General features: G+C 42.0%; 12 protein-coding genes and 1 riboswitch. Of the genes, 8 read left to right on the top strand and 4 right to left on the bottom strand.

The genetic code is table 11. The features are described from left to right. The first annotated feature begins 26 nt into the window (after positions 1-26). The 7 genes from safA (at position 27) to ACCB35_RS01140 (ending at position 6,688) form a co-directional block, all read left to right on the top strand. Positions 27-647 (top strand): SafA/ExsA family spore coat assembly protein, encoded by a 621-nt coding sequence (gene safA / locus ACCB35_RS01170; RefSeq protein WP_374055431.1) that lies wholly within the window; start codon positions 27-29, stop codon positions 645-647. Positions 648-776: 129 nt separating this feature from the next. After that, positions 777-1,190, top strand: a complete 414-nt coding sequence (locus tag ACCB35_RS01165; RefSeq protein WP_374055430.1) for a CBS domain-containing protein — start codon at positions 777-779, stop codon at positions 1,188-1,190. 216 nt (positions 1,191-1,406) lie between these two features. Continuing rightward, a complete protein-coding gene (locus ACCB35_RS01160) occupies positions 1,407-1,574 on the top strand; it encodes a hypothetical protein (protein ID WP_156142539.1) in 168 nt (55 codons plus the stop codon). A 259-nt stretch (positions 1,575-1,833) separates the two neighbouring features. Beyond that, positions 1,834-3,036: a DUF819 domain-containing protein gene (locus ACCB35_RS01155; protein ID WP_044340396.1), complete on the top strand. Its 1,203-nt coding sequence runs from the start codon at positions 1,834-1,836 to the stop codon at positions 3,034-3,036. 307 nt (positions 3,037-3,343) lie between these two features. Continuing rightward, the gene (locus ACCB35_RS01150; RefSeq protein ID WP_374055429.1) at positions 3,344-4,777 is read left to right on the top strand and encodes an alanine/glycine:cation symporter family protein; all 1,434 of its coding nucleotides are present in this window, start codon (positions 3,344-3,346) and stop codon (positions 4,775-4,777) included. A gap of 117 nt (positions 4,778-4,894) precedes the next feature. Then, complete coding sequence (gene cls / locus ACCB35_RS01145) at positions 4,895-6,343, top strand: cardiolipin synthase (protein ID WP_374055428.1); 1,449 nt, start codon at positions 4,895-4,897, stop codon at positions 6,341-6,343. Between the two features lie 84 nt (positions 6,344-6,427). Next, a complete protein-coding gene (locus ACCB35_RS01140; protein WP_374055427.1) occupies positions 6,428-6,688 on the top strand; it encodes a DUF2533 family protein in 261 nt (86 codons plus the stop codon). Between the two features lie 73 nt (positions 6,689-6,761). Here ACCB35_RS01140 and ACCB35_RS01135 read toward each other — a convergent pair whose 3' ends face one another. From ACCB35_RS01135 to ACCB35_RS01125, 3 genes are all read right to left on the bottom strand, one after another. Next, positions 6,762-7,034 carry a DUF2187 family protein gene (locus ACCB35_RS01135; protein ID WP_052504622.1) on the bottom strand — a complete coding sequence of 91 codons (273 nt, stop codon included), beginning with the start codon at positions 7,032-7,034 and terminating at the stop codon, positions 6,762-6,764. 188 nt (positions 7,035-7,222) lie between these two features. Then, the gene (locus ACCB35_RS01130; RefSeq protein WP_374055426.1) at positions 7,223-7,831 is read right to left on the bottom strand and encodes a hypothetical protein; all 609 of its coding nucleotides are present in this window, start codon (positions 7,829-7,831) and stop codon (positions 7,223-7,225) included. A gap of 151 nt (positions 7,832-7,982) precedes the next feature. Continuing rightward, positions 7,983-9,155, bottom strand: a complete 1,173-nt coding sequence (locus ACCB35_RS01125; RefSeq protein ID WP_044340435.1) for an MFS transporter — start codon at positions 9,153-9,155, stop codon at positions 7,983-7,985. Between the two features lie 373 nt (positions 9,156-9,528). After that, positions 9,529-9,633, top strand: a riboswitch (SAM riboswitch). 89 nt (positions 9,634-9,722) lie between these two features. Here ACCB35_RS01125 and ACCB35_RS01120 point away from each other — a divergent pair. Further along, a complete protein-coding gene (locus ACCB35_RS01120) occupies positions 9,723-11,039 on the top strand; it encodes a Na+/H+ antiporter NhaC family protein (RefSeq protein WP_374055425.1) in 1,317 nt (438 codons plus the stop codon). Positions 11,040-11,658: 619 nt separating this feature from the next. On the opposite strand, the gene ACCB35_RS01115 is transcribed toward ACCB35_RS01120, so the two are convergent. Next, positions 11,659-12,414 (bottom strand): (S)-benzoin forming benzil reductase, encoded by a 756-nt coding sequence (locus tag ACCB35_RS01115; protein ID WP_374055424.1) that lies wholly within the window; start codon positions 12,412-12,414, stop codon positions 11,659-11,661. Positions 12,415-12,432 lie beyond the last annotated feature (18 nt).

Genomic DNA, 12,432 nt, shown 5'->3' with positions numbered 1-12,432 from the left:
TGTCCCAAATTACACATTTTATAATCATGAAAACAAAACTCGCTCTTATCATGGTTGCACTGTCTATTATCATTAGTTTATTTACTTTAAATGAAATCTCTGCAGCAAGTGTCTATACAGTCAGGAAAGGAGATACCCTTTGGAAAATTTCAAGAAAATTGCAGGTTGGACTCTCTGAGATTATAGAAGCTAATCCTCAATTGTCGAATCCAGATTTAATTTATCCAAATCAAAAAATCAACATCCCCATTCTTCGAAAAGCTAAATCGGTTGAAGGTCAGGTCATTGATCTGACCAATCAGGAGAGGCAAAAGAACGGCCTTTCCCTTCTTCAGCTTGATTGGCAGCTATCCAGGGTTGCCCGGTATAAATCACGTAACATGAGGGATGTTGGTTATTTTTCGCACAGAAGCCCGACGTACGGATCTCCTTTTGATATGATGAAAAGCTTCAACATTGAATATAGTCAAGCCGCTGAGAATATAGCCGCTGGTCAAACAAGTGCTGAACAAGTTGTCCGTGAGTGGATGGATAGTCCGGGACATAGAAAAAACATTCTCACCGGATCCTATACTCATATCGGGGTGGGATATGCCAAGGGAGGATCTTACGGGACTTATTGGACTCAAATGTTTATTACTAAATGATATCCAAAAAGCACTCTTTGAAGGTCCGTCCCTCTCATTTGAAAAAAATGGCTGAACGCATTGGGAATAGTTATGTGGATTTGTCGAATAATAATGGTGTACTGCCAATTTAATTAAGGGGGAATTTACATGCAAGTACGTGATATTATGTCGACAAATGTGGAAGCCGCTTCAAATCAGGACTCACTTCAAAGCGTCGCATCTAAAATGAGTTCAAAGAATGTTGGTTCCGTTCCCGTTGTTGAAAACGGACAAGTTGTCGGTATGGTAACAGACCGTGATATTGCTACTCGTGGACTGACTCAAGGTGCACAGGGAAATGTCTCTCAAGTTATGTCACAGCAGGTTGTGACAATCTCTCCGGATGCCTCGGTTGAAGAAGCATCAGCTTTAATGTCCCAGCATCAAGTGCGTCGTTTACCTGTTGTGGAAAACGGGCAGCTTGTCGGGATGCTAGCTCTGGGAGATTTGGCAGTACAACAGCAATCGGATCAAAGTGCCGGAAGCGCCCTTAGCGGAATTTCACAAAATAACCTTCGCTAAGGCTACAGGTACTCACTTCTAAGCTTTCTTCATCTAAATAAGAGGCTATTTCCACATAGCCTCTTATTTTGTGTTGAAGATGAATGGAAGGTCCGTCCCTCCATTCGACTCGGATATAGGTAAGTCGGCATATTTTTCACTTTAAGGAAGGATTTTCTTGTATTGTGACGAATATGTGTTAATACAAATAATGTTCATGGAGGAGGAGGTTTTTGTATGAGTCGTGCTGCACGATCATATCGTAAGGAAGTACGTCATTTTAAACGTGAGAACCGCAAAAGAGTCTTCGCCGACAGCATTCTTGATTTCTTGTTTATGTTATTTGGTATTTCAATGATTACGGGTATCTTATTATTCGCTTTAGGATTCTGGAATTACTATTGATCGTAATCTCCCCTCCTAAATAGGCATCCTATTTGCTTCACAAGCATTCATTCATCTATTTCACATGAAAGATCAAGATGTTGCCATGGATTTCTGTGGCATTTTTTTGTGAAACTACGCTTCTCATAACTCCTTCATTCCTTCCGTTATTTCTGTTATATTCTGTATTGAATAAAGATTAGCACTTATTAAAATTCTAAATAGTAACCGTTTTCAATGTTATAGTAAACCTTGTTATCGATTTTAAGGAGGTTTTACTATGTGGTGGCGTTTTGACACTATCTTAATTCAAGAACCTATGGCAATCTTTTCTTATTTAGCTGCCTTAGTAGGTCTTGTGTTCATTCTAGGGGAGTCGAAAAATCCTTTTTTACAGAAGTTCTTTCACTATGCACCCCCGTTAATCTGGACTTATTTCCTTCCGATGTTGTCTACAACGTTTGGAATCATCCCGGATCAGTCATCTTTATATGACTTTACATCGGCTTACATATTGCCAGTGGGATTACTATTGCTGCTTCTTTCCGCGAATGTTCCCGCAACATTAAAACTTGGTCCGAAAGCGATTACGATGTTCCTTGCCGGTACTCTCGGTGTCGTGATCGGAGGACCCATCGCTTTAGCCATCTTCCAGCCGTTTCTTCCTGAGGACGCATGGACTGGCGTAGCGGCACTTGCTGGAAGCTGGATTGGCGGGAGTGCCAATATGGCAGCCATGATTGAAGCTACTGGTACACCGAAAGAAATTCTTTCGCCTATTATTGTCGTTGATACCGTTGTCGGATATAGCTGGATGGGAATCATGATTGCCCTGGCAGGTTTCCAGCATAAATTCGATAAATGGAATAAAGCGGACAACTCGATCATCCGTAAGGTGAATGAGGATATGGGAGAAATCCAACGTAAAAATGCCAAGCCTATCGAGGTTCCCTACCTTGCTGCCATTATTGGTTTAGGATTCGGAGTCGCTTACGTTGTAAGAAAGTTCTCAGAAACGTTACCGGTCTCAAATGTACTCTCTGCCGGAACGTGGACGATTATGATCATTTCGGCGGTCGGGATCATCTTCTCCTTTACTAAAATCCGCACCCTGGAGAACTACGGTGCAAGTAAAATTGGATACGCAGGAATTTATCTATTGCTTGCAACAATTGGAGCAAAAGCCGACCTTGCTTATGTATGGGATTCTCCTCAATACGTCGCAATGGGGATTGTATGGTTAGCCATTCATGTGATGATTATTTTCTTAGTGGCACGCCTTCTACGGGCCCCTCTATTCTTCGTAGCTGTAGGATCTCAAGGAAACATCGGCGGAACAAGCTCGGCTCCTGTTGTAGCCTCTGTATTCCAGCCTTCTCTTGCTCCTGTAGGACTATTGATGGGAATACTGGGCAACGTAGTGGGAACTTACGCTGCCGTCGCCTGCGCCTGGATTGCCGAATGGGTAAGCAGGACACTTTAACCAATATAAAACGGATCACTGATCATCAGCAGTGATCCGTTTTTTTGCATTTCACCTCAAGTTCGTCCGTCTTCCCCAAATAAAAAATATGATTCGAAAAGACCGAAATATATTATTTCAGAATAATTTATCTAACTCTACTTTAGACCCACCCCATTGAAAAATCCCTTAATTATTATGACAAAATAGTTCGCCCTCCTAAATACCTAATTGGTAATATTTTAATATTCAGATAATAACTTGACTTTTATTTTAAATTTTCAGATAATATTAGACGTAACCGACACAAATTTCTGAGGGGGTTATCATGGATATTTTAAACAATTTAGTCACGGAAGCAAATTCAATATTATGGGGGTATGTTTTAATAGGCGTACTCCTCATTTTAGGATTATACTTCACTATCGGATCTAAATTCGTTCAAATTCGCCACTTTGGTGAAATGCTTCGATTATTAGGAGATAAAGATGTGGTCGAGGCGGAAGGGGAAAAGCAAATATCATCCCTGCAAGCATTCTTTATTGGAGCAGGTACTCGAATTGGTACAGGTAATTTAGCAGGAGTAGCCATTGCCTTAGCAATTGGAGGACCTGGAGCGGTCTTCTGGATGTGGCTTGTCGCCATTCTGGGAGGAGCCAGCGCCTTTGTCGAAAGTACACTGGCCCAGATTTACAAAGAAAAGGATAAGGTTGGATTTAAAGGCGGCCCCGGCTACTATATGAAGAAACAACTGGGCAAGCCCTGGATGAGTTCGATCTTTGCTGTCACCATCATCCTTTCCTTTGGGACAACCTTTAACGCGGTTCAAAGTAACACCATCGCAACAGCTTTTAGTAATTCATTCGGAATCAATACGTTTGTTATCGGTATTGTGTTAGCCGGTTTGACTGCACTCATCATCTTCGGGGGCGTTAAACGTATAGCGACCTTTTCTTCCATCATTGTTCCAATCATGGCGGTCTTCTATATTGTATTAGCCTTATTTGTAGTCATTACGAATATTACGGAAATGCCGGGAGTCATCGCACTTATTTTCAAAAGTGCATTTGGATTTGAACAAGTGGTTGGTGGCGGAATTGGAGCCGCGATTATGAACGGTGTAAAACGAGGACTATTCTCTAATGAAGCTGGTATGGGTAGTGCGCCGAATGCTGCCGCTACAGCATCTGTTTCTCACCCGGTCAAACAAGGGTTCATTCAAGCACTTGGTGTATTCTTTGATACGCTGCTCGTTTGTTCTGCAACCGCGTTTATCATCTTAACTTCAGATGCGTACGGTTCCGGACTGACAGGTATCGAGCTATCTCAAGCAGCCATGTCTGAGCACTTTAACTCATGGGCTGGTATTTTCTTAGCGATTGCGATATTCACCTTCGCCTTTAGTTCCATCATTGGAAGCTATTATTACGGGGAAGCCAATCTTCCATTCATCAATAAGAGTAAGACCGGACTTCTGATATATCGCTTCATTGCTTTAGGTATGGTGATATTCGGTTCTGTTGCAAGCCTTGATATTGTTTGGAGCTTGGCAGACTTCTCCATGGCATTAATGGCCCTTACCAACTTGATTGCCATCGGTATTTTAGCACCAATTGCCTTTAAAGCATTGGATAACTATATGACGCAGCGTCGACAAGGGCTGGACCCGACCTTCTATGCAGATGATATTCCTGGTTTAAAAGGTGTCGAAAGCTGGCCTACACGTGGACGGGAAATGAATAAAAAAGCTGTGAACGATTAAAGATTCCTACCGAACAGAGCAGGCTGACAGTCTGCTCTGTTTTTCTTTGTCATTTTTTTCTATTCCATTCTCAGGTATACTACTTATAGAAAGCTAGTTAAAGGAGCCTTACATACTATGAGTATCCTATCTACTCTTCTAGGGGTTTTATTTGTTCTTAACTTAGTTCTCGCGGGCGTCATCATTTTCCTGGAGCGGAAAGATGCCGGTGCGACCTGGGCCTGGCTTATGGTCCTGTTTTTCATTCCCCTCCTCGGCTTTATACTTTATTTAATCTTTGGACAAAACTTAAGCAGACAGCGATTATTCGACTGGGAAGATATGAAGAAAATAGGCATTGATGATTTAATTCAAAAGCAAGTACATTCCTTGAGAGAACACCGATTCCCTTTTAAAAATGAAACGTCCTCCAGATATCAGGACCTTATTTATATGCATCTCCTGAATAATGAAGCTCTTTTGACCCAGGATAACGAAGTACAGTTGTTCACTCATGGGGAGGACAAATTTGAGTCCTTATTAGAAGACATGGAATCAGCACAGGATCATATACATCTTCAATATTATATCTTTAAGAAAGACGACTTAGGTAAGCGAATCCTGGAGAAGCTTACTGAGAAAGCCAAACAAGGCGTAAAGATCCGCGTTTTATATGATGAAATGGGCTCGCGGCGCACAAGAAGAGGATTCTTTAAAGAACTTCTTGCTGCAGGCGGTGAAGTAGCCGTGTTTTTCCCTTCGAAAATCCCCTTTATCAATCTCCGCCTAAACTATCGTAACCACCGAAAGCTGGTGATTATCGATGGGAAAGTAGGGTATGTAGGCGGCTTTAATATTGGGGATGAATATTTGGGCTTGAATCCTAAGTTCGGTTATTGGCGGGATACTCACCTGCGGATTGTCGGGAGCTCAACACTTGCCATGCAGACACGGTTTATTCTGGATTGGAATCAAGCCAGCCGTTCGAAGAAGATTGCCTACGATTTACGATACTTCCCGCAGTCTTCCTTTTCCGGCCATGTCGGAGTCCAGATTGTGACATGCGGTCCCGACTCTGAATGGGAGCAGATAAAAAATGGATATATTAAGATGATTTCTTCAGCGAAGAGGTCCATTTATATTCAAACCCCCTATTTCATCCCGGACGTGAGCCTGTTGGATTCATTAAGGATTGCCGCGCTTACGGGAGTGGATGTACGCATTATGATTCCAAACAAGCCTGACCACTTATTTGTCTACTGGGCGACTTATTCCTATATCGGGGAATTACTTAAGGCAGGAGTGAGGATATATATTTATGAGAATGGCTTTATTCATGCCAAAACCATCGTAGTGGATGACACCATTTCTTCTGTCGGTACAGCCAATATCGATGTTCGAAGCTTTCGCCTCAACTTTGAAGTCAATGCCTTTTTATATGACCAAACTCTCTCTGAAAATCTCAGTGCTGTGTTTATAAACGATATTGAAAAGAGTAGAGAATTGACACTGGACGGATATAATGAAAGACCTTTAATGATTAAACTGAAGGAGTCGATTTCAAGGCTCCTGTCCCCTATCTTATAGAAGTAGTATTTGGACATTGCCATGAGTAGGTTGATAAAGGCATAATAGAGGGTATAATGCGTCAAATCAGAGAGGGATGAAATCATGAGTGTACATAAAGACATTTCAAAACATTCTAGTAAACAAAATCAACTGGTTCAACAGTTTATGCTATTGGATGAACGTAGAGAAAAAGAGATCGACGAAGCTGTCCAGCTTTGTTTAGCTGAACAACCGTTTACAACGGATAAGATTAATCAGGTGACCAATGAAATCAACGCCCTTGCCCGTCAAGGTGTCGTGCCCCAAAGAAAGCTTGTCACCACTCAAATGGTTGAGGAATATGTAAATAGTAAATTAAAATAAAAAAGATCCTAAGACGTCTTAAGCCATGCTGATGGTGAAGGCGTGTTGGGATCTTTTTCTTTGCAGAGGGGGCTTAGGCTTTTAATGCGCTATTCCACCCATCATATACAAATACAGGTTGTGAATCATTTTCAGCTCTTTCAATGACGACATAGTTTTTATGTGCCACAACGGTTTGATCGTCTGGTAAATCCAGCTTTTTTGCCACATCTTTATCCATTTTGACGATGACCGTGTTTTCTCTAAGAGTGGTCACCACACCATTGATGACATTCTTCTTTCTTTTAAATTGGACGGTATCTCCAAGGTTGGCATTATCTTTTGAGTAGACGAATGTATTCTCCATTTTAAAATCCCCTTTTCTATAGATTAGACGCTATTTTTATTGGTATTTTAGAAATTTATAACTATTAATCGATGCATTTAAGAGATTACTTTTTAAATATCTTATCCTACTTGTACCACAATTCAAGATGATCAAAACCTTTTCATATTACTTTTTTGAAGACCGTTGCCGTTCGTCTTTTGGATAATTCATTCTGTTGAACGGTCGGTTACCATGACTTTGAATACATACGCTTTGTCTGCTTCCAGGATTCCTCCTGAAGGCTTACCCATCTCATCAAGGGTTAACCCTGAAATTTGACCGTCTTCGGTTCCTGCAATAGCATACAAATATAGGGGCTGACCTTTCTCTAAGGTGGTTTTTTTTGAAAGAAAACTGCCAAAGGTATATCCACTAGGTCCGAAATCATTCACCATGGTAAACGTTCCACCTTCACTGCCATGTATAAACTTGAACTTTTCCTCATCTGAAGTAAATCCAAAGGATAAGAGAGACTGCTTGAATAGGTACTCCACTTGATTAGAAGAAAAAGGATCGTTCTCCACAAGTTTTCCATTTTCATATACCTCAAGCGTCTTTTGCAGATCATCACCTTCTCCGAGATTTCCGTCCATCTCAAAATATTGAATATCCTGAATCCCTGTGAACATAATCAGCTCTTTTTCTTTTGCATTTACTTCATAAGGTTCAATCGTGAGTACTGTCTTGCTTGATCGGTCTTTTTGAAATGTCTGCTCGGGTGTACATGCTGTAAGTAAAAGGACTATCCCTATTATGAAAACCCATTTGATCCTCATTATGTCATCACCCACAAAATAGTTTGCTTCTATATATTATTATACGCCGGTATAGGTAAATCCTTCCTTTATTATAATTTATTTAAATTTTCTAACAAATAGAAAAGACGTCTAAGAGAGAGACTCTCATTAGACGCCTGGAAATAATAAATTAATAGGCAAGTGCATTCTTCTTCTCTTCTTTCATGAGAACGAAGCAAAGGAAAATACCTAATAGGGATAAGACTGCGAAGAATAAGTACACCGTGTAAATGGAATACGTTTCATAGATAAAACCACCGACAAAGGTACTGAACCAATTCCCCAACCCGTTTCCGATTGCTGAATACACGGTAACGGCTGTTGCTGTAATATGGGAAGGCGTGATTTCTTTAATGTAGCGCAATCCGGCCGGAATGAATAGCCCTATGGCCAGACCTTGCATAACCGCCGATGAATAAACCAGCCAAAGACTGGGCTCTGTAAAGTAAAAGAGCCAACGGAGCATGGACGCAGCACCCGCTAACGCTGCAACTGTTAAAAGTCCGAACCGATCAATCCATCCCCCGGCAATCCTCATAAAGGGCACTTCTGATAAGACAGCGATTAAAAACGCAAGACCGATTCCGGCATACGTCCCCCCAGAATCCTCAACAAATAAGCCGAAGTAAACATTATTGGCCAGGTTTGGACCGAATACTAAGAAGGTTACAGCTAAGAAAATGAGGAATTTCTTCATTGTAAATAATTCTTTCATCCCTGCTTTTAAATCAAGCTTTGCTGCCGCTCTCTCTTTAGGAAACCGAAAGGAAAGGAATCCTGATAATACTAGACAGATAAAGAAAGAGTAAAAGATGATGGTGGGACCGATGAAACCTTCCGAAAGTTTCCCCATCATAAAGACAGCAATCCCGAAGCCCAATGAACCGAACAGACGGATATTACCGTAGTTATACCGGACTTTACTTGTATACTTCAAGCTGATACTATCTGATACAGGAATGATTGCACTTTGAAAAATCGCGACTAGAATGGCCACTAGAAGCAGGCCATAGTAAAAGTCCATAAACAAGTAACCGAGTGCAAAGATTCCCGCCACTAAAGAGGTTAAACCAAGAACCACGGTAGGACGATTAGTTGTGTCACTGACCATTCCCCAAATAGGCTGGAAGAAAATCATCATGATGGGACCTACAGACATGATCGTTCCAATCTGATAACCATTTAACCCTACGCTTTCGCTCAAATACACACTGAGTAAGGGATATAAACTACCTACACCGAAGAACGTTAATAAATAGAATCCTTGCAAGGTAAAAATTTGATTTCGTACATTTCTTTCCACTACCGTATCCCCCAAGATGTTTTTGTCTTCCTTATAGTAGACCTTGAACGTTCAATTGTCCATGAGTTTATGCCTTATTATGGATAAAGTCATGTTTTTCAAAGCTCTTTCCGGCGTTCTCGTCTTATGCTTGTCGGGACTGAACGAGCCGCCTTCGCTTTTGGTTCATCCAGCTGTGGCGGCTAGTCCCTCGAGGTCATAACCCAAGAACGCCAAAAAGGCAAAAGGCGCCTTTCCGGCGTTCTCGTCTTATGCTTGTCGGGACTGAACGAGCCGCCTTCGCTTTTGGTTCAGAAAAATTTCCCGTTTGACTTTTTTGAATAAACCCTTTAAAGTATGGAAGTATATTTTAAATCAACTAAATACGATATTCTTCTTATCCAGAGAGACGGAGGGACTGGCCCTGCGATGTCTCGGCAGCGGACTCATATTGAGTGCTGTGCCACATCCAGCAAGCGAAATGCTTGAAAGATAAGGGGAGTGTTTCGTTCTATTGAAACCTCTTCTTATTTTGGAAGGGGTTTTTTGTATGTTAGTAAATTGAACGATGACAAAGGAGTGTTAGGAATGAATCAAGAAAGAGGAAATCTATTGGCATTACTGCCTTTAATCATATTTGTTTCTCTGTTCCTTGGAGCAGGCATCATTTCAGGAGACTTTTATGCCTTTCCTGTATTAGTATCAATTATCATTGCATCCGTTGTAGGTCTGTTGATGAACCGAAAAGAGACGTTAACGGCTAAGGTTGAGCGTTTCGCTAAAGGAGCCGGTCATCCTGATATCATGATCATGGTCTTTATCTTCCTTTTAGCAGGGGCTTTTTCAGGAGTAGCTGAAAAGATGGGCGCCGTTGATTCAACCGTGAATTTTGCCCTTTCCGTGCTGCCTGGTAACTTGATCATTGTGGGATTATTCATTATCGCTGCTTTCATTTCGTTATCGATGGGAACATCCATGGGGACGATCGCAGCACTCGCGCCAATCGGTGTCGGGATTAGTTCAGGGACAGATATTTCTATGCCCCTTGCCATGGCAACGGTCATTGGAGGTGCGATGTTCGGAGATAACTTATCATTTATTTCTGATACAACTATTGCAGCTGTTCGTACACAGAAAACGGAAATGAAAGATAAATTCAAAGTCAACTTCTTTATTGTATTACCTGCTGCCATCGTCACAATAGTGATTCTCCTTTTTCTTACTATGGGGAATCAGTCGACTGTCGGAGCGGAAAGCTTTAATTGGATCAAAATTCTGCCTTACCTTGGAGTTATCATCGGTGCTCTTGCAGGATTAAATGTGTTTGTCGTTTTGTTAGGCGGAATTGTTTTAGCTGGAATCATTGGATTCATTGATGGAAGCTTTACCCCAGCCAGTTATTTCGGGAGTGTAGCCGATGGGATGACTGGCATGGCAGAGATTGTCATCCTTTCTGTGCTGATAGGCGGAGTTGTCGAACTCATTCGCCATAACGGCGGAATTCAGGCTTTACTTTATCACGCCACTCGCAAAATCAAGTCTCCTCAGGGAGCACAGCTTGCTACAGCAGGATTAGTAAGTTCTACTAATCTTTGCACAGCAAACAACACGATCTCAATCATCATTGCTGGCCCGCTTGCTAAAACGATCAGTGAGAACTATGGCGTTGATGCCCGTAAATCAGCCAGTATCCTTGATATTTTCTCTTGTTCCGTTCAAGGATTGATTCCTTACGGAGCACAGGCTCTGTTAGTGGCTGAAGTTGCAGGCATATCACCGATCAGCATCATTCCATATGCTTTCTACCCTGTCCTGATTGCTGTTTGCGGACTTATTGCCATTCGATTTGCACTTCCTAAATTCACTCGCAAATCAGCACCTGATGCAAATCCGGTTCGATCTTAATAAATGAGAGTAGAGAGACAAATCCTTTGAGGTTTGTCTCTTTTTTTGATACTCTCTTTTCGCAAAGATTGTTGCTTTTTAACATAAGCACTGTTAAGGCTCTGTCAATTAGTGAGTGCTGGATGGTGAGGGGAACTGCTCCGCTTGCAGCTAGCGTTCGGCCGAGCCTCCTCAGCTTAGCCGAACGGGGTCTCGGCACGCCCGTACTTCCGCAGGAGTCTGCGCAGTTCCCCTCACCATCTTTTACAGTTTTTTTGTGACAGAGCTTCAAACTGTGCTAGAAAACAAAATTACTTAAAAGATACTTCCTTAAGAGAGACAATCTCTCCTTAACTTAAATGAGATTGTTTGCTAGAAAGCTTCTTTTAATTGTTTTCGATTAAGGATTCATGCTCAGAAAGTTGATTGGAGCGGAAGGATGCTCGACTCCTGCGGGAATAGCTGGACAGGTGAGACCCCGGAGGCGCAGCCGAGGAGGCTCACCGCCAGCCCCGCGGAAAGCGAGCATCCTGGAGCGGAAATCAACTAGTACTTTCTCTTCTATAATAACAACAAACTTTACGAAATGAGCTTTTTGATAAGAAAAAAGCAGATCCCCTTACAGGAATCTGCTCTCTTTTTATAATAAATCATTTACATGATAAAGCTTGCCACTTTCAAGTTCGCTTTCTGTCACAAGCTTAACCAGCGCATCTGCCACGGTATTTGTTTCACGGAGCATTCCTTCCTCTTTATAGCGCTGAAAGGATTCGACATCGGCAAAGGCTTCTTTCGAGGATGAACGGATTTCCCCTTGCATGTCCGTATCCATCACACCAGGGCTGAAGGCAATCACTTGATGTCGGCTATGCTTTTTAGAAAGCTCTAAGCTTACGGTTTCTGTCAGCATGTTCACTCCCGCCTTGGTTGCGCAGTACGTACTCCAGCCATATACAGGGCGACTTCCTGCTCCAGAGCTGATATTGATCATGATCATCTTCGATTCAGAACCACGGGCTGCTTTTATCATCTCATTGGTTGCGATCATGGGAGATAGTAAATTCACATGCACACTCGTTTCAAGAGCTTGGTTTTCTACTTCACCAGAAGGGTTGATTGGTGTCACCACACCGGCATTTTGGACAACGTACACTCTTTCAGGTTTATATCCAAATACCTTTTTACCAGCTTCACGGAAGACCGCTTCTGTTTCTCCTGATTTTGCAAGATCGCACGGTAAGAAATCATACGATACCTCTTTATCCCCGGCAAGCTTTCGCAGTCTTTCATTATCTGATCGCGAAACATTGATCAGCCCTATGCCCTTTTCGATAAAAAGCTTGGCAATCGACTCTCCCAAGCCTCTTGTTGCTCCTGTCACAATTGCATAATCCATATCGACTCATCTCCTTCT

The sequence above is a fragment of the Rossellomorea sp. FM04394 genome (assembly GCF_041889765.1).
In the GTDB taxonomy this organism is placed as follows: domain Bacteria; phylum Bacillota; class Bacilli; order Bacillales; family Bacillaceae_B; genus Rossellomorea; species Rossellomorea aquimaris_B.
This window is presented reverse-complemented; position numbering and strand designations above follow the sequence as displayed.